Source organism: Streptomyces sp. NBC_00249, from assembly GCF_026342355.1.
GTDB lineage: Bacteria > Actinomycetota > Actinomycetes > Streptomycetales > Streptomycetaceae > Streptomyces.
Window position 1 is genome coordinate 1 of sequence record NZ_JAPEMV010000014.1, and the last position, 21870, is coordinate 21870.

18 protein-coding genes are annotated in these 21870 nt (G+C 68.9%); 9 read left to right on the top strand and 9 right to left on the bottom strand.

Features of this window, described 5'->3' with window-relative positions:
* Positions 1 to 1069: 1069 nt before the first annotated feature.
* Both OOK31_RS38390 and OOK31_RS38395 read right to left on the bottom strand, forming a co-directional pair.
* Positions 1070 to 2161 carry a bifunctional lytic transglycosylase/C40 family peptidase gene (locus OOK31_RS38390; RefSeq protein WP_267092086.1) on the bottom strand — a complete coding sequence of 364 codons (1092 nt, stop codon included), beginning with the start codon at positions 2159 to 2161 and terminating at the stop codon, positions 1070 to 1072.
* Positions 2158 to 2661 (bottom strand): helix-turn-helix transcriptional regulator, encoded by a 504-nt coding sequence (locus OOK31_RS38395; RefSeq protein WP_323188309.1) that lies wholly within the window; start codon positions 2659 to 2661, stop codon positions 2158 to 2160. Before OOK31_RS38395 ends, OOK31_RS38390 begins: the two co-directional genes overlap by 4 nt.
* A gap of 237 nt (positions 2662 to 2898) precedes the next feature.
* Here OOK31_RS38395 and OOK31_RS38400 point away from each other — a divergent pair, with 237 nt between their 5' ends.
* Genes OOK31_RS38400 through OOK31_RS38435 form a run of 8 tightly spaced genes read left to right on the top strand, consistent with a single transcriptional unit; the run spans position 2899 to position 11103 of the window.
* Positions 2899 to 3189 carry a hypothetical protein gene (locus OOK31_RS38400; protein WP_267092087.1) on the top strand — a complete coding sequence of 97 codons (291 nt, stop codon included), beginning with the start codon at positions 2899 to 2901 and terminating at the stop codon, positions 3187 to 3189.
* A gap of 19 nt (positions 3190 to 3208) precedes the next feature.
* The gene (locus tag OOK31_RS38405; protein ID WP_267092088.1) at positions 3209 to 3508 is read left to right on the top strand and encodes a hypothetical protein; all 300 of its coding nucleotides are present in this window, start codon (positions 3209 to 3211) and stop codon (positions 3506 to 3508) included.
* A gap of 10 nt (positions 3509 to 3518) precedes the next feature.
* On the top strand, positions 3519 to 4280 hold the full coding sequence (locus OOK31_RS38410) for a hypothetical protein (protein WP_267092089.1): 762 nt from the start codon (positions 3519 to 3521) through the stop codon (positions 4278 to 4280).
* A complete protein-coding gene (locus OOK31_RS38415; RefSeq protein WP_267092090.1) occupies positions 4277 to 5785 on the top strand; it encodes a hypothetical protein in 1509 nt (502 codons plus the stop codon). The genes OOK31_RS38410 and OOK31_RS38415 overlap by 4 nt, the downstream gene beginning before the upstream one ends.
* Before the next feature lie 2 nt (positions 5786 to 5787).
* Positions 5788 to 7233: an SCO6880 family protein gene (locus OOK31_RS38420; protein ID WP_323188310.1), complete on the top strand. Its 1446-nt coding sequence runs from the start codon at positions 5788 to 5790 to the stop codon at positions 7231 to 7233.
* Positions 7234 to 7241: 8 nt separating this feature from the next.
* A complete protein-coding gene (locus tag OOK31_RS38425; protein WP_267092092.1) occupies positions 7242 to 8756 on the top strand; it encodes an ATP-binding protein in 1515 nt (504 codons plus the stop codon).
* Positions 8753 to 10504: a type IV secretory system conjugative DNA transfer family protein gene (locus OOK31_RS38430; protein WP_267092093.1), complete on the top strand. Its 1752-nt coding sequence runs from the start codon at positions 8753 to 8755 to the stop codon at positions 10502 to 10504. The genes OOK31_RS38425 and OOK31_RS38430 overlap by 4 nt, the downstream gene beginning before the upstream one ends.
* Positions 10501 to 11103, top strand: a complete 603-nt coding sequence (locus OOK31_RS38435) for a DUF4913 domain-containing protein (protein WP_267092094.1) — start codon at positions 10501 to 10503, stop codon at positions 11101 to 11103. Before OOK31_RS38430 ends, OOK31_RS38435 begins: the two co-directional genes overlap by 4 nt.
* A gap of 547 nt (positions 11104 to 11650) precedes the next feature.
* On the opposite strand, the gene OOK31_RS38440 is transcribed toward OOK31_RS38435, so the two are convergent.
* The 3 genes from OOK31_RS38440 to mobC all read right to left on the bottom strand — a co-directional run bounded on the left by OOK31_RS38440 (position 11651) and on the right by mobC (position 16051).
* Complete coding sequence (locus OOK31_RS38440; RefSeq protein ID WP_267092095.1) at positions 11651 to 13054, bottom strand: hypothetical protein; 1404 nt, start codon at positions 13052 to 13054, stop codon at positions 11651 to 11653.
* Positions 13055 to 13181: 127 nt separating this feature from the next.
* The gene (locus OOK31_RS38445) at positions 13182 to 15653 is read right to left on the bottom strand and encodes a hypothetical protein (RefSeq protein WP_267092096.1); all 2472 of its coding nucleotides are present in this window, start codon (positions 15651 to 15653) and stop codon (positions 13182 to 13184) included.
* Positions 15650 to 16051 (bottom strand): plasmid mobilization relaxosome protein MobC, encoded by a 402-nt coding sequence (gene mobC / locus OOK31_RS38450; RefSeq protein ID WP_267092097.1) that lies wholly within the window; start codon positions 16049 to 16051, stop codon positions 15650 to 15652. The genes OOK31_RS38445 and mobC overlap by 4 nt, the downstream gene beginning before the upstream one ends.
* 293 nt (positions 16052 to 16344) lie before the next feature.
* On the opposite strand from mobC, the gene OOK31_RS38455 reads away from it, so the two are divergent.
* Positions 16345 to 16719 carry a hypothetical protein gene (locus tag OOK31_RS38455; protein ID WP_267092098.1) on the top strand — a complete coding sequence of 125 codons (375 nt, stop codon included), beginning with the start codon at positions 16345 to 16347 and terminating at the stop codon, positions 16717 to 16719.
* Positions 16720 to 17458: 739 nt separating this feature from the next.
* Here OOK31_RS38455 and OOK31_RS38460 read toward each other — a convergent pair.
* The 4 genes from OOK31_RS38460 to OOK31_RS38475 form a co-directional block, all read right to left on the bottom strand.
* Positions 17459 to 18250, bottom strand: a complete 792-nt coding sequence (locus tag OOK31_RS38460; protein ID WP_267092099.1) for a hypothetical protein — start codon at positions 18248 to 18250, stop codon at positions 17459 to 17461.
* Between the two features lie 272 nt (positions 18251 to 18522).
* Positions 18523 to 19329: a hypothetical protein gene (locus tag OOK31_RS38465; protein WP_267092100.1), complete on the bottom strand. Its 807-nt coding sequence runs from the start codon at positions 19327 to 19329 to the stop codon at positions 18523 to 18525.
* A 462-nt stretch (positions 19330 to 19791) separates the two neighbouring features.
* Complete coding sequence (locus OOK31_RS38470) at positions 19792 to 20322, bottom strand: hypothetical protein (RefSeq protein WP_267092101.1); 531 nt, start codon at positions 20320 to 20322, stop codon at positions 19792 to 19794.
* A 317-nt stretch (positions 20323 to 20639) separates the two neighbouring features.
* On the bottom strand, positions 20640 to 21758 hold the full coding sequence (locus tag OOK31_RS38475) for a hypothetical protein (RefSeq protein ID WP_267092102.1): 1119 nt from the start codon (positions 21756 to 21758) through the stop codon (positions 20640 to 20642).
* Positions 21759 to 21870: the final 112 nt, after the last annotated feature.

The window sequence follows — 21870 nt, forward strand, 5'->3', positions numbered from 1 at the left end:
ACAGGTGGCGCTCTGGCACCCCTCGCATGCCCGGCGCACCGCACTGAACCCCGACAGTGAAGTCCCCTCCAACACCTGTGTTGCATCTGACGCAGGTGGCCGGCACGACCTGTGTGCCGTTGCTCCGACCTGCGCCAGGTGCTGCACAGCTGCCACACCCGGGGTAAGTGGCATATCTGATACATGAATCACAGCTGCCAGCTACCCCACCGTTGGCAGTTGTGCCGACGGTGGCAGCAACACCGTATCGCGCAGATGTTGCAGCGGTGGCGTGGCTTGCAAGTCCGACACCCCCTTAAGACACACCCACTCTAACACCTCTGTTTCATGAAACAGAGGTGTTAGAGTGGGTGCAAGAGAGGGGCCAGGTTGCACCCTGACCCCTCATCAGTCGGCCCATCGTGGCTGTGCCACGTTGGCCTCGATCCTGTATGGAGGATCTGCCGTGACTGTAGTGCGTGACTCGCGTGGTGTAACTCGTGGTGGGGGCGTGGCCGGGTGGGCGCTTCTGCCCGCGCAGGTGCCCGAGGACGGTTGGCCACTGCGGCCGGCCGAGGCGGCGCCGGTCCGTACGGCGCCGCCGGTCCAGTCGATGCCGACGGCGACCGTACAGCCGGTGACGGAGCCTGAGGCTGCGGACGACCTGGTGGCTCTGGTGGCGGCGCTGAACGGGCCGGACCGTGCGGTGTACCTCGACCGCCGGGAACAGTACGCGTGGCTGGCGAGCTCCTAGCCTGCCCATCCCCTAACAGGAGTGCCCCGCCGCCCTTCGGGCTGGCGGGGCACTTCTTTGGTTCTCCGACTTCGCGTGCACACGCGAACTTGCCAGTCAGGTGTAGGTTCCGATCTGATCTGTCGTCCGGCGCTACGCTGACCAGTGGTTTCGGGGCGCTGTCCGAGTGACTTGTCGGTGGATCCGTCCGGTTGATCTGTCGGATTCTTCGACTGGGACGGACGGTTGAGGGGCGACCGACAGATTGTCTGGACCGGCGACCTGCGGTTTTCCGCTCCTCGCCGACACGGTGACGACAGATGCGCCGGACACCGACAAAATGAATCGGAACCTACATCAGGCGCCTGGGCGGGTCGCCCCCACATAGTCGCCCTTCGGCATGGCCTCATCCATGGGCACAATCGAAACAGACTTCCCCGTCCGAGGAGCATGCAGAATCTGCCCGTCGCCGAAGTACAGGCCAACGTGGTAGATGCTGCTGGGCCCGGACTTGGACCAAAACACAAGGTCGCCGGGCTTGAGGTCCCCCCTGGCCACAGGCCGGCTCGCGGTCGCCGCGTACTGATCGGCTGCGGTACGGGGCAGCTTCAGACTCGGCCACCACGCGTACTGGGCAAGGCTCGAACAGTCGAAACCGTTGGTCACTGACGCGGAACACGACCCGTTGAGGTAGCCGTTCGTGCCGTCACAGAACCCGAGGCCTGGCCCTCCGGGGGTGCCGCCTCCCCATGCGTAGGGGATGCCGAGCTGGGTGTACGCGTGCCGTACGGCGTCGGGGCCGCTGCCGGAGCCGAGGCCCGCAATGCCGGGACCGCCTAGTGCGGTCGCCCACTTCTTCGCGAGCTCGTTGATCTCCTTGACGTACCCGTACGTCTGGCCGGCCGCGAACTCGGGCGGGGGTACGCCCTTGTAGCGCTCCACCCATCCCCACCCGGCGTTGTACCCGGCGAGCGCGAGACTGACGGGGTCTCCTGAATACCCCGATCGCTCGGCCTGGTTGACCAGGCTGCACATGTATCGGCCCTGAGCCATGATCGCGTCCTCGGGGTCCTTGGCCCCGAGTGCGGTCCCGTCGCCGTCCTCGTCGCGGCCCCAGGTCTGCCAGGTGCTGTCTATGAACTGTGCAATGCCTTTCGCTGTGCCGTAGCCGGTCTCGGGCCCCTCGATCGCCGGGGTGAAATGGCTCTCCGTGTAGCCCTGGGCGGCCAGTAGAGCGGGCGTCAGCTTCCCGGGGCACTGGGCTGCCGACTTGATGTACCACGGCGCCCACTGCCGCCCCGCGGCCGGCATCGCGCCCAGGTTCAGACCGCCGACCAGCCCGGTACGCCCCGAGGCGTCAGCCGATGCACCCACGAGGATGAGGCCCAGCAGCGCTACGGGCACGCCCACTCCGCCTACCACCACGGCCGCTTTGGCCAGTGCTTTCACTCTGTCCCCCTGTCGCCCTTCCTCGGCTGCGGACTGATGAGCTGCTGGCGAGCCTCACGCCCTGCCGACCAGGCCTTCGTCCACGTCGCCCGGCTCACGCCGTAGGCCTTCGCCCAACGCCCCGCGTCCTTCACCCCGTACACGCCGTTCTCGACCCGGCTCACCATCTGCGTGGACACGCGCGCGCGTTCGGCGACTTCCTTCTGTGTGGCCCCGGTCTGCTGCCGCACCTGCTTGAGCGTCAGCGGGGCCGGTGACGGCGGCGCGAGCTCCTCCACCGGCAGGCACAAGACCCTCGCCAGGGCCTTGGTGACCCTCGCGGACGGCTTGCTCCTGCCCTTCTCCGCCCTGCGGACGGTCTCCGGTGAGATCCCCGCCAGCAGGGCGAGCTGTTCACAGCTCAATCCGGCCAACTTTCGTTGCGTCAGCAAAACGCTGGCTTGAAATGACGCCATACCGCTGGATGGACTCACGAGGGCCCTCAATTTATATAAGTACATGTTGACAGTAGGTTATGCTAGCGTCACGCTCGGATCATCTCAGTACGGGGGTGAAAGATGCACATGGAGAGCGCAGAAATGGCCGAACGGACCAGCGCTTCACGCTACTTCGGCGTCGTGGGCGCCCATGGCGGAGCGGGGACGTCGACGATCGCTCGATGGCTGGACCCCGACGGTGACGGCGGAACCTTCGAACTTCGGAGGGGTTCGCAGCTGCCACCGCATTACACACCTCTGGTGGTCTGCCGGTCCACCTCGGGCGGACTCGCCGCTGCCGTCCAGCTCATCGGCTCATGGCACCCGGATGTGCCCAGGCCGTACCTCGTGGTGGTGGGTGATGCCCCGCTACGGCTGCCCCGGGCGGCCCGCTACCGCATGAAGACCCTCGGGCCTCGTGTCCTCGGAATCACCGAAGTGCCCTACCTGGTGAGGCTGCGGGACGTGGACACCCCCGCTGACGGCCTCGCCCACCGCCCCGTCCAGAAAGCCGCCCGTGCCCTGCGGCGGAGCCTCGGACTCACTGACTAAGAGAGCGCACATGCACCTGATGAGCACGCTGAACGACGTGGTGACGGCCCTGCCGATGGCTGACCCCAAGAGCTGGGACCAGGCGCCGACCAGCCCCCCCGGCATGGACACGATCATGCCGCAGTGGGTCGGATGGGCGAAATATTTTGCCATCGGAGGCGGCATCTTGGGCATCATCGCGTGCGGAATCATGATGATGGTCGGCCGCCGCAACCGCTCCCACCTGGCCGCCGAGGGCGCCAACGGCCTGCTGTGGGTCCTCGGCGGTCTGTCCGTCGTGACCCTCGCCGCCGGCGTCGTCCCCTCGATCGTGACCTGAGGCGGCCGCCGTGACACTCAATCTGCAACAGCAGGCACAGCGGCGGATGCGGCGGGCGCTCTACATCCTGAGCGGCACCGTCGTGCTGCTCGTCGCCGCCCTCGTCGTGGTCGCCTTCACCGGCGGCGGATCGACCACGGCGGCCCCGGACTCCAAGGCCTCCGAATCCGCGGGGCCGTCCGCCACACCGACCGCACGGCCGGACGGGGGCGGGTACGTCGCCCCCGCTGAAACCGTGAAGCTGCCGGACGGCACCGCCAAGGCAGGCAACTTGCCGGTGCAGTTCCCGCACACGCCCGAGGGCGCGGCCGCCATGGCCGTGGCCTCCGTCCGTAACGCCTGGAGCCTGGACCCGGTACAGGTCAGGGCTGGCATCCTCGCGTACTCGTCCGCGCAGTACCGCGACCAGATGGCCGCTGTCGCCGAGGACGGCGCCAAGGGCAATCGGCAGTACGCGCACATCAGCCCCGACACCGGCCCGCTGCCTGCGGGAGCCACCCTCGTGGCCTGGCCGATCGGCGTGAAGTACACGGCCGTTTCCGGCAACACGGTCGATGTCCTGGTGCTCCTGCGCGTCACCCACGCGGCCAAGCAAGGTGCCGAGCAGGTCACCACGTTGGTGGTCAGCCCCGGCCGGGCCGTCTGGGAGGGCGGCGACTGGAAGGGCACGCCGACCAACTCCGGCCAGCCGCTCCCCGACCCCGTGGACATCGGCACCGCCTCGTTCAACGCGGACAAATGGAAGGCGATCCAGGAAGGGGACCGGCTGTGACACCCCGCCTCCTGCTCGCACGTCTGGCGGCGACCGTGGCCGCACTCGTCCTCCTGTCCGGCCTCGCGGCGCCGGCGGCCCTCGCACGCCCGGCGGCAGTTCCGGCCACCGCCCCGCAGGCGCCTACCGTCGACTGGTGGGGTATCGGAAAGTGTGCGAACTGGCTGCTCCCCAACGTCCCTAGCCTGCCGGGCGGCAGCTCGGCGGTTGACTGCGCCAAGATCGCTCTTAAGGGCAAAAAGGCCATCGACCAGGTTCCGGGCCAGGTGATGAGTGCGGCGGCCCAAAAGGTGTCAGACTCCGTGATCGGTGACGCCGCCAAGACCATGGCGGAATTCGTGGACGGATTCGTGCGGATTGGATTCAGTTATTGGCTCATGACACCCTCGGTGCAGGTGAAGGATTCGGGGGTTCTCGGAGATACAGCCTCGGATGATCCGACGAAAAAGCTGAGTCTGCATGGACTGATGATGGGCGTCGGCGCGGGTATCGCAACATTGCTCGTAATGCTCCAAGGGATCAAAACAGTCATCCAGCGCAAGGGAACACCTCTCGCGCACCTGCTTCAGGGTTTCATGGTCAACCTGCTGGTGTCTGCGGCCGGAATCGCAATCATCGATGCCCTGCTGATCGCCTCTGACCAGCTCACTAAGCAGATCCTCTTTGTCGGGTTCGGGGGCGAGAACGTGCCCGACCGGATGGCCGTAATGCTGCTGCCGCCCCTCGAAAACTCGCTCGGCCTGTTTGCCATTTCCGTGAGCGCCCTCATTATCGGTGGTATTCAGATCGTAATGCTGTTCCTCCGCCAGGCGGCAATCCCTATTCAGGCGCTCATTTTGCCGATCGCGGGTGCTGGGCAGCTCGGTGGCGAAAGTACGCGCCAGTGGCTTCCCCGGACTTTTACCGCCATCATGGTAATCATCGTGTACAAACCGATCGCGGCCCTGATCATTGCCGTGGGATTCACTGAGATCGCCAACGGAAACGGCACCATCGACTTTATCCGGGGCTGTGTCACACTCACCCTTTCAGTGTTTGCCCTCAAATCGCTTTTCGCTCTCTTCGCGCCCATCGGCGCCACAATGGGCAGCGCGGTGAGCGCGGGCGGCGGCCTCGGGGGGGCACTGGGCATGCTCGGCAGTGCCCTGGGGTCGCACCTGAGCAAGGGGGGCGAATCCGGCCCCACCTCGGCCACGAAGCACGCGGCTGACATGGAGCGCAACGGCCCAGCAGGTGGCGGCGGCGGGAACGGCGGCGGTGGCGGTGGCGGTGGCGGCGGGAACGGCGGTGACCCCACGGGGTCCAACGCCATCAAACAGTCCTCCATCCCCCAGCAGGGCGGCGGTCCTGAGGCTCAGGCTGCCCAAACTGCAACCGGCAACGCAACGAATGCCGGCGCCCCCGCGTCGAAGGCTGCCCCTGCGGTGGCAATCGCCATGGTCGCAGCCGAGGCGGGTCAAGCCGCGATCAACAAAGCCAGCGGGGCCGCTGGCGGAACGGAATAGTGATGACGGCAGAAACACAGCAGCCGCTCTACGGCGGGTGGCGCCGCTCGAAATCCATGGGCATCGCCACTCTGAATACGGGTCAAACGGTGGTCGTCGTCGGCGCGATGCTCACGCCGATCATGGTCATCATCCTGGGCGGCCCGCTGAGCACCCTCACGGTCACCGTGCCGATCGCCCTCACGGTCATCGGCCTGACCGTGTGGCAGCGACACGGCATGCCGCTGATGTCCTATGCGATCGGCCGGGCCCGCTGGGCCCTGGCCAACCTGCGCGGGGAAACCTCCTACCGGTCGGTATTCCTGCCCTCGCCGGAAGCGCTCGACCTGCCGGGCATGGTCGCCCCCACCCGGCTGATCCGGGCCGAAGCCTCAGACGGCCGGGGCTCCACCGGCCTGGTCTGGAACCAGAGGACCGGCACCATGACAGCGGCCCTGTTGCTGAACCCGGCCGGCAGTCTCCTGGCCGCTGGAACTACGGTCCGTTCACAGGTGAACGCCTGGGGCGAGACCCTCGCACGGCTCGCAGACGAGGACGGCGTGCAGATGGCGGCCGTCACACTCCAAATCACACCGTCCAGCGGCGCCGCGCTCTCCGATCACGTCCGGGGCCGCCTCGACCCGTCGGCGCCGCCCCTCGCCCGCCAGGCGATCCGCGAACTGGTGGAAGGCGCACCCCGGGCCAGCGCGCAGATGGCGGCCTGGCTCTCCCTCGTCATTGACCCGGCCGCCGCGCCTGAGAAGCCAGCGGGACCGGCCGAATCCGCGGCGGTCGCCCTTGGCGCGCTGGACTCGGTGGACCTGTCCGGGGCGGGCGTCGAGATCCTGCGTCGCGCCACTGATGTGGACATCAAGCGACTCGTCCGGGGGGCCTTCGTACCGAGCGACATGGACGCCCCGGCCGCGGAAATCGAAAAGCTCGTGTGGCATGAGGTGGGCCCGGCCGCCGCTGAGGACGAGTGGACGCACTACCAGCACGATGACTACTACAGCACCTCGTGGGTACTCCGTGAGGCGCCCCGCAAGCTGGTCGCGTACGACACCCTGTTGAAACTCCTGGCCCCCGGGCAGTTCACCCGGCGCGTCACCCTCGTCTACCGGGTGCTGCCTACCGATGAGGCGCAGGCCGTGGTGGAGCGGGAGATCAACGCGGGCGACGCGCGCCGCCAGTACCGCGAGCGCACCAAGCGCACGGCAACCCGGCGTGAGCGGGTTGACGCCATGCACGCCGAGCGTACGGCCGAAGAAGAAGCCATGGGCGCGGGGATGGTCCAGTGGTCCATCTACGTGACCACCACCGTGGACAGCCTCGCTGACCTTCCCGCCGCACGGCGGGAGATCGAAAAGGCTGCCCGCTCCAGCGGCGGCCTTCGCTTCCGCCCCGCCTTCGGCGGCCAGAGCGCGGCCCTGGTCGTGGGCCTGCCGGTCGGCATCAACCCCCTGCTCTGAGGAGCGCCATGAGCAATATCGACAAGAAGTCGTCCCGGCGGACCCTAACCGCCGGGACGACCGGGAGCGAGCCTACCGGCGGCGGGGGCCTCAACCCGCGCGTGATCGCCTCCCGCTGGGGCTGGAAGGGGGCCGGCCGTGGCCGGGCCGCCCTCCTGGACCCCGGCGCCGTCTACCTCAGCTCGACCAAGCAAACGGCGGGCATGTACCCGTTCGTCCTCGGCGGCGGCCTGCCGCCCGAGGGTGTCCCGATCGGATATGACCAGCTCACGCACGAGTTGGTGTGTTTCGACCCGTCCGGGTGGATCGGATCCTTGCTCACCAACCCCGGCGTCTGGATCATGGCCCAACCCGGCGTCGGGAAATCCGCCATCGCGAAACGCATCTGCCTCGTCTACAGCTCCTATGGGCACAAGCTCGTCGTCCCCGGCGACGTCAAGGGAGAGTACGCGGAGCTGGTCCGCGAGCTCGGCGGCCAGGTCGTCCGCATCGGGCGCGGCCTGGACCGCCTCAACCCGCTCGACTCAGGACCCCTTCGGCGCGTCCTGCCGACCCTCGACCCGGGCCGGCGGGACGCCCTGCTCGCGGAGATGAACGGCCGCCGGTCCGAGCTGCTTCACGCGCTGCTGACCACGGAGATGGACCGGCGGCCGACCTCCACCGAACGCAACGTGGTGGAAAAGGCGATCCGGCTCGTGGCGGCCGCTCTGATCGGCGAGGAAGACCCGGTCATCCCCGATGTGGTCAAGGTGCTGCGGGAGGGACCCGCGGAGTTGCGGGCACAGCTGATGGTGGACACGGAAGACGACTACCGGTCCTTGGTCCGACAGGTCACACACGCCCTGGAAAACTTGTGCGACGGCCCCCTGGCCGGCCTCTTCGACGGGCCGACCACCCGACCGCTCGACCTCGACGCGCCCGCGCTGTCCGTCGACCTGTCCACCCTGCTGACGGCTGGTGATCAGGTTGTCTCCGCTGGCCTGCTGGCGACGTGGGCGTACGCGTACAGCTCGATCGACTCGGCCCGCGCGGTCGGGCTGATGGACGCCCCGCTCGTCCTGCCGCTCGATGAGATGTGGAGGGCCCTGCGGGCAGGGCCCGGCATCGTCAACGCCTTCGACTCCATGACCCGGCTGAACAGGGCTCGGAGGGAGGTAACCCTCATGATCACGCACAGTCTCCGTGACCCCGAGTCGTTGCCCACCCCCGAGGACCGGGCCAAGGCCATGGGCATGATCGACCGATGCGACTCCATGATTCTGGGCGCGCTGAGCGTCGGCGAGCTCGAACGCGTCTCGGCTCAACGGCCGCTCACTGACGCGGAAATCGCCATGATCGCCTCGTGGTCGTCCTCGTCCGGCACCGGCCTGGACGGCACCCGCCAGAAGCACCCTGGCCGGGGCAAGTACATGCTCCGGCTGGGCACCCGCCCCGGCACCCCGGTCCGGCTGGAACTGACCGCAGCGGAGCGGCGGCTGTACGAGACCGACCCCCAGACGATCCGCAAGGGAGCGGCAGCGTGAACGACTCCAGCACCGGCGGGGCTGGCGCGGGGGCTCCCCTCGCCGTCCTCGGCGTCGTCGTGGGCGGCGCCGTCCTCTTCAGCGGCGCCTACATCGGCGGCACCCTCGGCGTCCTCCTCACCGGGGGCGGCTGGGCCCCGCCCGCCTACACCTTCAAATCCGCGGTAGCCCTGGTCTCCGGCGGCCCCGCCCGGCTGTGGCCGGGGCACACCACAGCGGCCGGCGTCGGGATCGTCGTGCTCCTGGTCCTCGTCCTCGCCGGCCTCGGCGTCGGCGGCTTCTTCGTCTGGCAGCGCTTCTATTCCCACCGTGCCGGGCTGGCCGGGGTACGGGAGCTCGCGCCCCTCGGCCCCAAGGCCACGGCGGCGCGGGCGCGTCAGCTGCGTCCCTCCCTCAAGGGAGTGGAGAAGATCGACCCGGACGACGCGGGCCTACTGCTCGGCAACCTGGACGCGTCGCGCGGCCCCGAGCTCCGGGCGAGCTGGGAAGACGTGATGCTGGCGATCATGGCGCCCCGATCGGGCAAATCCACCTCGGTGGCCGTGCCGGCGGTCCTGCGCGCCCCCGGCGCCGTGATGCTCACGAGCAACAAGCCGGATGTATGGGCCACGACGCACGCGCGCCGTCGCAAGCGCGGCCGGGTCTGGCTGATCGACCCGCAGGGCATCACGCACTCGTCCCGGGCCCTGTGGTGGGACATGCTGGCGTCCGCGCGGACGATCGAGGGTGCCGGGCGGCTGGCCAGTCACTTCATCGCGGCCACCACGGATGAGCGGAGCCGCGGTGACTTCTGGATGTCGGCGGCCAAGAACTTGCTGACCGCGCTTTTCCACGCGGCGGCCGTTTCCGACGCCTCGGTATCCGACGTGCTCGTCTGGCTGTCGACGCCGAGCGACCGGGCCCCCGTGACCGCGCTCAAGGCGGCCGGGAAGGAAGCCCTTGCCCAGCAACTCGCGTCGACCGTGGCCGGCGCCGCCGACACCCGCGACGGCATCTACGAGACGGCCCGTCAGACCGTGGCCTGCCTCCTTGACCCCGAAACCCTCGCCTGGGTCACCCCCGACCCCGGCGCGAAGGAGTTCCGCCCGGATGACTTCGTGAAGTCCCGGGACTCCCTGTACCTGCTCTCCAAGGACGGCGGTGGTAGCGCGGCCGGCGTCATCGCGGCGGCGGCTGACGCTGTACTCCGGGCCGCGATGGCTGCCGCAGAGCGGGCCGGGGGCCGGCTCGACGCCCCCTTGATCGCCGTCCTCGACGAGGCGGCAAACGTGTGCCGAATCGAAGACCTTCCGGATCTGTACTCGCACCTGGGCTCGCGGGGCATCCCCGTCACCACCATCCTCCAAAGCTACCGCCAGGGCGTCCGCGTGTGGGGTGAGGCGGGCATGGACGCAATGTGGGGAGCGGCCACGGTCAAGCTCCTCGGCGCCGGCCTCGATGACGCGGAATTCGCAGAAAAAGTCTCGCGGCTCATCGGTGAGCACAAGGTCTCCGAAAGCTCGGTGTCCCACGGCTCGACGGGCCGCAGCGTCAGCACCTCCCGCCGGCGCGAGAGGGTCATGGAAGCAGCCGACATCCGCGCTCTGCCCAAGGGCCGGGCCCTGCTGCTCGTGACCGGTGTACGCGTCGGCATGATCCGCCTGCGGCCCTGGTACCTGGAGCCCGACGCCGCCGAACTCACCGCAGACTCGAAAGTCGAAATCGCGGAAATCGCCAACCGCGCAAGCCGAAAGGTGCTCTCAGCATGACCGACGACACGCCCACCCTGGACGGCCTGGCCGAGGACCTGGAAGACATCAAGGCCAACCTCGCCGCGTTCGCGTCGCAGCTGGAGACCACCACGAACAAGGTGGATGCGGTGGCGTCGGCGGTGGCATCCGGCGGCGGCCAGGACGGCCAGGGGAAGGACGGCGACGGGAAGAAGGAGAAGACGAAAACCCCGCCGTTCATCCTCTGGCTGACCGGTGAGAAGTACGCGGCCGAACTTGCGGCGCTGGACGGCTGGGTGACAAACCTGCTTGTCCCTACGTACCTCGGTGAGGTCTCCTCGTCGGCCACCTGGTGCGCCTGCTGGTGGGAGCATCCGCCGGCCGTCGCACGCCTTCACGCTCTGTGGCTGAGCTGGCAAGAGCTCACCGACCCCGAGACGTGTGGCCGCACCGGCCCGTCCGTCTGGCACCGTGACCACCTGGACCCGGCAATGGCGCAACTCCGCGCTCCGGATGGCCCGTTCGCCGCCTGCATGACCAGCCCGGACCGGCTCCAGCACGACGTACTTCCGGTGCCCCCGGTCGCCCCGCTGCCGACCCGGGTGCCCGTTGCCGGGGCAGGGGCCGTGACGGCCTGAGGGTTCGCGTGCACAAGCTAAAGGGCCGGAGAGGGCTTTCTCCCTCCGGCCCTTTAGCTTGTGCACGCGTTACGCGATGTTGCGGCGGGACGATCCTGGCGGCGGTGTCGGTGCCCGCTCCGGCCCACGACGCTGGGCCGCCGGCCTCCCCGCGGCCGTGCTACGGCTGCCCTTCGCCGGAACGCTCGGGGACTTCGCCGCTGCCGCTGCGGCGCGGGCATCAATGTCCGCGCCCGTGGTCTCGTGTGCGGAAAGTCCGTCAAGGCCTGCCGCGTCGCTCCAGTCCGCCCCGGCCGTCGCAATATCTCCGCGTCCTGCGGCCTCTCCCGCCCGGCCTCGTGCCTCGTCGGCCTCGCCCAGTGCCGCATCCGAACGAGACTGCCGGTCGGTGCTGCTGCGAGCGAGCGCGGCCGCGTACCGACGGGCCTCCGCGTCCTCGCCATCGCTATCGCCCGTGCTGCTGGTGGCAGTCTCTCCCCTACTCGTCGACTCGTCGCCTGCCGGCCTGCCAGGGGTACGGAAGCTCGAATTCATCGCTACCTCAGTCCTATCGTCCGTGGGTACGGGTCTGCACCGGCCTGGCCACAGGGGCGACGGGCGCAGCCGCCGGACCCGGGAGCGGCCTCACTCCGGGCACAGCGGTGGTGGACTGTGCCGCTGCTGCCGAGGCTCGGGCATCCGGCACGCTCAGAGTGGGCCCCGCGTCACGTGCTCGTCGCACATCGGCGCCACTCATGGTGACCCTGTTCCCCGTGTATCCGGGAAGGTCCTTCCCCTGTTCCTGGGCGGAAAAGGAGTACCCGTGCAAGCCCGGATTGCCGCTCCCCAGGTGCCTGGTAGCACCCGTGAGCTCCTTCACCGCGAGATCCTTCACCTCGGAGTCGGCCAGGCCGCGCGGCACCAGCACCGTGCCAGCCCTCACAGTCTCCGCATTGGTCTCACCCTGCGTGGTGATGGACCAGTCGTAACGAACCTTGTCGGTCGCCGGGGCCGCCGTCGCCGGGGCCACCGGGGCCACCGGGGCCACCGGGGCCGGGGCCGCCGTCGCCGTCGCCGGGGCCGCCGTCGCCGGGGCCGCCGTCGCAGCCGTCGCGGCCGGGGGGGTCTTGGCCAGGTCGCCGAGCAATCCGCGGGCCGCGTCTGCGGGGGTGAGCCTGATACCGGCGTCAGCTGCCTGCCGCATACGGACCGGGATCCCGGCCAAGGCCTCGCGCGGGTTGTGTCCGGCGGCGTGCAGTTCCTTCATCTGGCTCGCGATGGCTGGCCACTCCCTAGAGGTGACCAGCCTTCCCAACGTGTCCTCGCTGGCCAGGGACTCGCGTGCCAGGATGACCAGTCGGGCATTTTCCTGCGGTCCGATTCCGAGCCGGGCGAGCTCGTCGGCGCGGTCACCGAGTACGGGTTTCTGCCGTCCCCGGGCCCTGTCCAGCAGATCCCTTCCTCCCTCCCTGATCCGCTGCCCCATCCCTGCACGGGCCTCGTCGCTCCTCCGGGACTCCTGGCCAGGCGACGGAGCCCACGGATTCCGGGGCTGGGTCGCGGCTGCCGTCGCCGTGACACCCGGCGCTGTCGCCCCGGCCCGCAGGTCGGCATCCATGCGAGCGATCACAGGTGCCGCGTCTCCGAGGAACTGGGCCACGTTCACGCCGGCCGCCTCCAGCCTCTTCAGCTCGTCGGCAAGCTGCGACCACTGCGGCGAGCTCACCACCGCCTCTGCTACCGCTGGGGGCAGGACAGTCCCGCGCACAAGGTGGGCGTACCGCTCGTGATCCGGGTCCGCCAGCTGCCGCGCGGGGGTAGGCGGGGGTGCAGGTGCAACAGCACGCTGCGCAGCCTCACGCTGGTGGTGCTCGCGTACGGCCTGCGCGATCATCACGAGGATTTTCAGGGTGATGGCGGCGGTCTGAGCCGCCTGCCCTGCGGCCTGTTCCATCGGATTGATATCGCTCACTCGTTCCCCTCTTCCTGAGCTGTCATCATGTCCTCATCTCCACGGGTCTCCTGTACCTGACGCTAGCTGTCGAACGGCCGTCACGCGGGCAGTTTTCTCACCCGTGTGACGGCCTGAACTACGCCATCTACCGCCGTGGTCCTCGCCCCGCGTTACGACGCTGGGCGGCCTCCTGGGTGGCCCGCTCGGCGGCAGTCCGCTCGCCCGGTACCACACCCTGCTGACGGACCGGTGCCGTCCGTCTGGTGATGCGGGGAAGTGCTACCGGGACGCCAGACTTCTGCAACCTCCCTTGCAGCCGCCAGGTGAGCACTTGAGCCACACTGTCCGCGTCGGCCAGGTCTCGGGACGCGACCACCTCGGCGAGAATCTGCGCTGGCTCGTATCCCTCCCCGGCTGCCTTGATGAGGTAGGCAGCAAGGTCCGGGGCTGCGGGGTCCGCAAGCACGGACGACGCATACTCGGGAACCGCTTGACGGACGGCTACCCCGAACGTGCTTGCGTAGGCATCCACACCTAGCGGTGTGTCCTCGATGGCTACCGGCCCTTGTCCCACCGGCGGCGGTGTGGTCATCGGTCCGAATTCCGCGGCGCCCTCGCTGCCGGTGGAGGCATCGACGGGCCGTGCCGGCATTGCGGTCACGCTTCCCTCGGGAAGATAGGCCAGGCGGTTCCGCGTCTGCGTTTCGCCTTCGCGCAAGCTCACCGCGTAGCGGCTCGAATCGCCATTCCGCCGAGTGGCCACGTACTCCCGCAGCTTCTCCGCCGCGTAGGCTTCCGCTGTGACTCCCTCAGGGAGATAACCGGTCCCTTCCGCGTCCACGATCGTCCGGTCCGCTTCGTTCACGAACTCCGAATGGCTGATCGTCCATCGGACCGGCATGCCTCCGGCCTGAGTTGCAACCGAGGTAGCTTGCGGCTGCGGCTGGAACGTCGGAACACCCTCAGTCGACGCCCTGCGGGTATCACTGTCCATCTGCCGCTGAAGTCGCCAGACGAGTACCTCAGCGGTGCTGTCGGCGTCATCGAATCCGCGGATCGCCGCGACACGGGCGAGCACCTCGCCGGGGTCGTATCCCGCGTTCTCAGCCTGGCGTAGGGTCGCGGCCAGGGCCGGCCAGGCGGCCTCACCGAGAAGGGTTTCCGCCAGGTGGGGAAGTGCAGCGCGAACGACTGGCGCGTACGCCTCGACAAGGGCAGGACCGTCCGGCTCCATCGCTGTCCGCTGCCAGGTTGCCCGGCTGCCTCGTCCCGTCCGTCGGCTTCCGACGGCAGCACCGTACGCCACCTCGGTGGCGGCTCGCAGGCAGGTGCCGGCCTGGGCAGCGGCCCGCTCCTGGGCGGCGAATTGGCTGGCCTGGTGCCAGCGCATCGCTGCCGTGATGGCCAAGGCCACGGCAACAAGAATCGTGATGGCTGCGGCGGCCTCTCCTCCGCTCGCGATGGCCGATGCGCCCGCGACAAGTAGATTCGTCGCGTTGCGCAGATGCACGCTGGCCTGGCTGTCCATGCGGCGGCTCGTCGGCGCACGTCCTGCACGTTCAAATACGCGGGCTGCTGTCCTCAACTCGTCTCGGACTGCCTCCGGTGCCTGTGCCGCGTAGGTGGCCAGAAAGTCCGCCAGGGCCACCATTTCACCGGCCCCAGCTTCGTTGCCTGACTGCCCGAGGACGGCGGCGGCCTGGTGCACGTGCCCGGCCGCGATCTGCCAGGCCACAGCCCGGTTGGGCACCGCGACGGCCCTCGGCGATGTGCTGAATATGGCACCTGCACTCCAGCGCTCCCGAACTCGCGGCAGCGACAGATCTGGTGCCAGCCTTGTACCGGAAAACCACACGGCGCGGCGTCCGGCTGTCCGGTCTCCGGGCAGGGCAACGGAGTAGCCGGTGACGGCACCATCCGGCGCCACGCGCTTGGTCAGGCGTAGGCCGGCGGACGTGATTCCGGCGAAGAACTCGTCATCGGACCGGGCCCCGGCGGCCGCCCTTCGGACGGTCTGTTGCAGGGTCTCGCGCGGTGTCTCCTCACGGCCCTTTCGCTTGGCCTTCTCCTGTTCTGCCGTCGTCGGCCAACGGCTCGCTGTCTTGTCTCCGCTCGTGAGCTGGCGCAGCCCGTAGCGCTTCTCCAGCTCGCGCGCTCGGGCCTGCATCTTCGGCATGTCTCGACGGACATCCGGGGGCCGGCCATCCTGCCGGGCAAGGGTCGCCACGATGTGAATGTGATCGTCAGCGTGCCGGATCGCAACCCATCGGGCGCCCATGGGGTCACCCTTCGGAGCGATCCCCGAGGCGTCCATGATTTCGCGTGCCACGTCTGCCCATTCGGCATCCGTCAGCATCCGGTCACCCGGGTCGAGACGGACCGGCACGTGGTACACATGCTGATCCGGCTTCGGACCATCCAGCATCAAAACCGGGGCGTCCAACAACATGCCCAGGGTCGTGATCGTGGCGCCGGAATCCAATGCCGGATCGGCCACTCCTCCGGCCCACGCGGCCACCATGTGCGGGTCTGTGTGCTCATTCGCCCGGCCCGGCCCATACAGGTAGTACAGGAGTCCTGTCGTACGACCGCCGGCCTTCGCTTTCTTCGGGATCAAACTCGCCCCTCCATGACTGCCAGCGTGGCAGCATCCAGCGTCTCAAGCGCCCTGGCCACGCGGTCCAGAACGGCCGCCAGGCGCTCCGGCGTCTCCTCGCCCTGGCTGTTCAGAACGTGGGCGATCTGGTTCGCGTTGTTGCCGATTCGGTCGACTGCAACGCGAGCGTCACCTAGGGCTCTCAGCTTGTCTTTCAAGTCGACTGGCGCCGGGCTCAGCTCGTCTTTGGCGACTGCTACGGAAACGGTCGCGATGTACGCCGCGACTGACTGACCGGCGGCCGTGGCTGCCGTCAAGAGCATGGCATATTCAAGCTCGTTAAATCGGACGTTCAAGCGCTCTTTACGCGGGGCGTCGGCTCGTCTCGGACGACGGCGAGCGGGCGGCTTCTGCTCCATCAAACCCCTTCCCTCCGTTGGTCCGTGCCCGGACCAAAGCAGCGGCATAAGAGCCCGAGCATAGTGAGAGGCGACCGCTGCTGTCTGGATAAGGGCACCTTATCCACTAACTTGCTCCGACGCAGGAGGCCGCTGGGGGCGGGTGCCGGGGTAGGGCGGCGCTGTTGTCTTTTGCACGTGAACCTTGCACTTTGCAACTCCACCTTGCATCCCGGACTTGACCTCGGACTCTGTGCCAACCGGCGCAGCGGAAATCTGCCTCGCCTCCGACGCGCGGCGATACCATGGCGCCCATGACCACACCTGCGAGCAACCGCACCGAGTCTGACGAACAGTCGTTCATCGAGACCGCCCAAAGCCTCCTGGCGTCCCGCCTCGATGTCGTGCGTCCCCTGGCCCAACTGATCGCGGAGCGCAAGCACCTGCAAGCACAGCTCGATGACGTAGACAAGCGCTACGGCGCCGCCTACGCCACCGCCGAAGCCGGCGGGTGGACGGCCGGCGAACTCGGGCAGATGGGAGCCACTGAGCCCACCCGGCGACCGGTCGGCCGGCCCAAGAGGTCCCGCACCGCCAAGACCGTATCCCCGAGCGTCGCGCCGTCGTCTCCGCCGAATCCGCGGAGCCCTGAGCCGGAGCCCACGCCTTCGTCTGCTCCGTCGGTCTAAAACCCGTCTGCGCTGCCCTGGCCCCGGCTCCGCCTATGGCGGCCGGGGCCCTGTCCGTCCACTCCCATGGGAAGCAATCACGGTCGCGGGAAAGCTCAACACTTTCGTGTGGGTCCACGCCGAAGACGCCAACGCTCTGCGCGAGCTGGGCGCGGCAAACGCGGCCCGAGAAACCGAATGGCTCACCGCACAGCGCGAGCGACTCGGGCTCTCCGACAGCCAACCCACACCGGAACCACTGCGCCTCGAAGCCCTCCACCTTCGGCCTGTCCAGTGGCCAGGCCAAAGCCGCCTCGTCGAAGCATCCATGCGCGTCCGGCTCGGGCCAACTACACAGAGCCCTGGTCAGGGATGCGCGGGGCTCTGCCCCACACCCCGGCCACCAGTCCCAGAGGGGCCGGGGGCGCCGTCGGGGGGTGCGGGCCCGTGGGTGGATCGGTGGCGGGTCGTGGGGGTCCCTCCGGTCTGGGCGACCCTCCGCACCATGCCGCACGACCGCACGGGGTGGTTCCGCAAGCTCCACCACCCCGCACGACCGCACGGCCCACCGTGAGTGCCGCCCAGACCGGAGGGACCCCCACTCGGGCCGGGTCTGCGGACTGGCTCCGCGGGGCCGTTTAATTGCTCAGCCGGTGGCGGGGAATCCAGGATGGGGCGGTGTCGCTGCTGCGAGGGGTACCAGTGCCTCCGCGAATGTCCGCCACCACGATCCGTCTAGCGGTCGGGCGCCCGCGGAGTGTCAGTTCTTGGGGGACTTGCGGATGTTGCCGACGGTGACGTGGCTTACTCCAAGGAGTTCGCCGATGCGGCGATCCGACAGGCCCAGTCGGGCGGCGCGCAGAACAGTGGCTGGCCTGCGTGCGACAGCTTCGGCGATTTCCTCCAACTCCTCCTCGACTTCCTCGCGGGCTTCGTTGATCTTCTCCTCGCGGAGCCCCCGCAGGTAGGTGTCCAGGCCGTGACAGACGATGGTGGGGTTCTCAAGGCTCGTGCACTGGGCCAGGTTGGCGATGATGTCGGCCTCGATCTCCACGAGCCGCGCATCGGTGGTCTCGTCGGTGATGTCGTATTCGGTCGCCTCGTCGCCGTTGACGGCGCTGTCAACGTCCCACTCCTGGATCAGGGCCGGATTCTCGTCGGCCGGCTCGTCGTCGGGGAAACGGGATTCGATGAGTTCCCTGATCTCGCGTTCCGCGGCTTCGCCGTCCTCGCCCAGGACGGCGAGGGTCTCGCTGTGGGAGCTGTCCAGCTCCGGTGTCCAGTCGGCCAGCATCCGTTCCGCGAGCGGTGCCAGTTCTTCCAGCAGCGCGTTCGCGGCGTCACCGGTCAGGGCCGGGATGGCCCATCGCCGGTCGACGCCACGCCTCACGGAATCCGGGGTCATCGGGTTGCCGACGTCGGAGCTGTGATCCGCCAGGAAAACGCCGTCCTCCAGCCCCAGTTCGATGTAGCAGGACTGGGCCTCGATGACTCGCTCGTAGTGGGCGTGCAAGGCGGTGGCGCCCACGTACCGGATATCGAGCTCGGGCATGGCTTTCCCCTTTCCCTAGGGCGGGAACTCCCCGACCCTGCGGTAAACATCTTACCACGAGTGGTAAATTTTTTACCAGTCTGACACTGCGGCAGATGTCGGAGGTCCGTGCCGGTCTCGACCGTTTCGGCGGCTGCAACGCTGGCGGGTCGGACCTCCCTCAGGCTGCGTGGGTGGGCTCTGTGGGGGCGCCCGGCAGAACCTGGGCCCCTAGGTGTCGGCCGGCACACCGGACCCCGCGCATCGGGATAGGAGGCGCGCGGTCCGGGTCACTACGAGGTGGCGATACGGTCGATGGTGGTACGCGCGAGGCCCGTCAGCTGACTCACGAGCGCCTTGGTCACACCGGCTTCGATCGCCCACCTTACGAGCGTGTCCCGGCTGACTGCGGGGCGAGTCAGCGCCCATGCGCGCAGGAGTCGGTGGGCGGTGAAGTAGCTGAGATCCGACGGCTGGCCGCGGTGGTCGTGGTCGCGCGCCCAGGGCCCTTCCCATGCCTCGTCGAACTGCGGGTGTGCGCCCATGTCGGGGGCGTACCCGAGTGCCGCGGAGAGGTGCCGCTCGGACAGGGTGGTGTGGGTGGCGGCGAGGGCCGCGGCCGTGGACGCGGGCTCGGTGTCGACCTGCTCCCCGGTGATGCGTCGGAGCTCGTGCAGGAGCTCGTCGCCCAGGTCGCGCGCGTGCGCCTGGGTGTAGTGGTCGCCCCACATGTCGGCCTCGTCGCAGGCCTCGCGGTAGCGGTTTTCCCACCCCCTGAGATTCCGCGCGGACTTGATGGCGGCCTCGGCGGCCATCAAGTGTGCCAGCGTCTCCAGCCACGGCGTCAGCGCCGTGGCCTCCTCCTCGGCGACGTCCTCGGCGTCGGATCGGCTCGGGCACTTCCACCGCGCCGAAGCGACATGGTGGCCCAGGTGGTGCAGGCGCATGGCCACGCCGTTTTCGTGCCACACGGCTCCGCCCCGGTCCGGCTCTCCCCAGGGGAGGGAGGCCCACCGCCAGTAGAGGACGGCGCCGCCGCTGCTGTCCGGGATCGCGTCGTGTGCGCCGGTACGCGCTTCGATGATCGCTACATTGCTCATGCATGGAACACTACATCTCTGATGTAGCACACAACACCCTTGGAACGTAGCGACATTTGTTCGGTCCCTGCCCCGCCGGTGTCGCGCGTCGGCCCCGTCGGCTGGCGGGCCGACGGGGCCGGGGTCGCTGCGGGTGGGGTTGGTCGGGGTGTCGCCGGAGGCTCGCGTCCGGGCCGCGTGGCCGGCCGTCCCGGAGACGACCGGCAGGGCGCGTTCCCCCGCCGTCAGCACCGCCCCAGCGTGAGGCGACCGCACCGCCCGGCCGTGGCTGGCGGGGAGCTGGCCGCTGCCGCGCTCCGGCCGGGGCCGGAGCGGTCGCTCCGCGTCGGTGCCGGTTTCGTCGTGGTCGGTGAGCGCGTCGGAATCCGCCTCCCGCACCACCGTCGCGACCCACGGCCCAACGTCCTTGGGCGGGACAGCACCGGCCGTTTAGCGTGCACAGGCTAAGGCTTGGGGACAGCTCTATTTGCGGTCGCCGGTCGCCGTGCTGAGCTTCACGACGGCGGCGATCTCGGCATCGAGCCGGGCGCGGGCCGCGGCGAGCTTCTTCTCGGCGATGCGTCTGGCGGATCGGGTCCGTTCCAGGGCCTGTGCCTGGCGCTCCTCTCGTTGCGTCAGGGTCCGCAGGACCTCTTCAAAGTGTTGCTTCTTCTCCGCGGCGATCTGCGTGCGGGGACGGTGTGGGCGATTATCGCCACCTCGGGGCCCGGCCGGTTTGTTCCGCTGGATGCGAGCGAAGCTGATGAGCTCCTGGCGGACGACGTACTTGGTGCGCTTCCGCGGTGATCCGGTCAGCAACACGATCTTCGGGAAGTTCGAATGCCGCTTGACCCAGTTCGACACCGCGGCGCGGCCAACGCCGACTTCGTCGGCGCCGTCGGCCAGGGTGACCAGTTCGTCTTCACGGCCCTGGTACTCGGGGCGGAGCCAGACCACCCCGATGGCATCGGAGCCTACCGAGGACGCGTGGTCTGCGGACGTGTTGGCGGACATGCGTGCTCCTGCTTCTGCGGGGCCAACTGAGATGCGGTGGTGGTGACCGCTATCAGAACGGCGAGCCATTCGAGCCGGTGGGGTCTGTGGCGTCGACAGCTGTCGTGGTGCCGGGTGTAGTCGCGCCAGGTGGGGTGTCGCGGTCGGTGGGTAACGGTGGTCCCACCCCGTGAGTGGGGTCGGACCTGGGGCGGTCAGGTGCAGTCAAGCCCGCACTCGCTAGACGGTTGCCCGGGAACGTCCCACAGAACGGCGAGCACGGTTTCGCGGGGTTGGTCTTCGGCCTGCCGGTCGTGGGGCCGGCGAGGGCGCGGGGGCTAGTGCGCGTCGCCGTCGGGGATGTGGGTGAGGTCCTGGCCGTCCTCGCTGATGGTCAGGAAGGCGGGCCGCTCGCGACGAGCGGGAATGAATCGGTCCAGCCACGTGCGGGGTTCGACGTCGGCGGGCCGCATGTCGGCCGCGTCCAGGATCTGGACCTGCTCGGTGGACAGGATGTCCGAGAACTGGAAGGGGAGATAGGCGGCGGCCCACAGCTGGAGACGGCCCTGTTCGATGATCACGGAGAATGTGGCGTTGCCGCGCCAGGCGCGGTAGGGCTCCTGGAGGGGGGCGGCGGCGTCCCGGGTCAGGTAGACACGCGCACGCCGGGTCCCGGCCGCCCACGGGTACTTGGTGGGCTCGGCCATGACCTCGGCCGTCCAGTCGGCGACGACGCGGGCCATGTCCTCGCGTACGCGGACGACGAAGTGCCGACCGCCGGGGGAGAGGGCGAGGCCTCCGCCGACGCCGTGCAGGCTCTCGGCGCTCGCCCGGATGACCCCGTCTGGTGCGAGCTCGATGTAGCGGTGGGGGTAAACCTGGCGGGCGAGGTCCTCGGCGAAACCGAGGTCTTTCAAGAGCCGGACCGTGTTGGACGGGCCGGTGCCGCCGTATCCGGACAGGCACTCTTCCACACCGACCACGGCGCCGTCGTCGCCGTGCAGGAGCATGTTGGGTACGTCGTGGTCGCCCAAGTCCGGGAATACCGACGGGTCCAAACCGCTCTCGAGGACGATGTCGGCAGGGTTGAAGGCGACCTGTACGCGAGCGAGGTTTCCGAGGGCACCAGACTCGACGTAGGCGCGGGCCTGCTCGGCGGTGAGGACCGGGATCAGGGGGGCGTCCGCGGCAGGGTGCAGGGTGCGGCTGCGGGCCCGTTCCACCATGCCGGTGACGGCGCGGTGGGTGACGCCCAGCTCGCGGCCGATGGCCCGCAGGCCGGTCTCATGGCGGGCCGCCTCGTGCACTTCCCCGAGCGACACGAAGCGCTCCACGGCGCGGTCCCGGTCGGCCTCGGCCTCACGCAGCTGGCGGGTCAGCAGGGCGATGCGTCGGTGCCGGGCGTGCATGTCCGCCCGGTGCTGCTGCACAGCAGCCGTGAGCTTGAAGTGATCCATACCCCCGGGACCCTAAGTCCCCGAACAGTGGATATCAAGGTATCCACTCCCGGAACTTCGTTGCGCCAAGCCTGGATTCATTGGATCCGAGGAGTGGACCGCTTGGGGAAGT

Excerpts from the sequence above, each read along its gene's own strand:
- OOK31_RS38420 (WP_323188310.1), top strand. The coding sequence starts at position 5,788 with ATGACGGCAGAAACACAGCAGCCGCTCTACGGCGGGTGGCGCCGCTCG.
- OOK31_RS38465 (WP_267092100.1), bottom strand. The coding sequence starts at position 19,329 with ATGAGCAATGTAGCGATCATCGAAGCGCGTACCGGCGCACACGACGCG.
- OOK31_RS38405 (WP_267092088.1), top strand. The coding sequence starts at position 3,209 with ATGAGCACGCTGAACGACGTGGTGACGGCCCTGCCGATGGCTGACCCC.
- OOK31_RS38470 (WP_267092101.1), bottom strand. The coding sequence starts at position 20,322 with ATGTCCGCCAACACGTCCGCAGACCACGCGTCCTCGGTAGGCTCCGAT.
- OOK31_RS38435 (WP_267092094.1), top strand. The coding sequence starts at position 10,501 with ATGACCGACGACACGCCCACCCTGGACGGCCTGGCCGAGGACCTGGAA.
- mobC (WP_267092097.1), bottom strand. The coding sequence starts at position 16,051 with ATGGAGCAGAAGCCGCCCGCTCGCCGTCGTCCGAGACGAGCCGACGCC.
- OOK31_RS38460 (WP_267092099.1), bottom strand. The coding sequence starts at position 18,250 with ATGCCCGAGCTCGATATCCGGTACGTGGGCGCCACCGCCTTGCACGCC.
- OOK31_RS38475 (WP_267092102.1), bottom strand. The coding sequence starts at position 21,758 with ATGGATCACTTCAAGCTCACGGCTGCTGTGCAGCAGCACCGGGCGGAC.
- OOK31_RS38395 (WP_323188309.1), bottom strand. The coding sequence starts at position 2,661 with ATGTACTTATATAAATTGAGGGCCCTCGTGAGTCCATCCAGCGGTATG.
- OOK31_RS38425 (WP_267092092.1), top strand. The coding sequence starts at position 7,242 with ATGAGCAATATCGACAAGAAGTCGTCCCGGCGGACCCTAACCGCCGGG.
- OOK31_RS38455 (WP_267092098.1), top strand. The coding sequence starts at position 16,345 with ATGACCACACCTGCGAGCAACCGCACCGAGTCTGACGAACAGTCGTTC.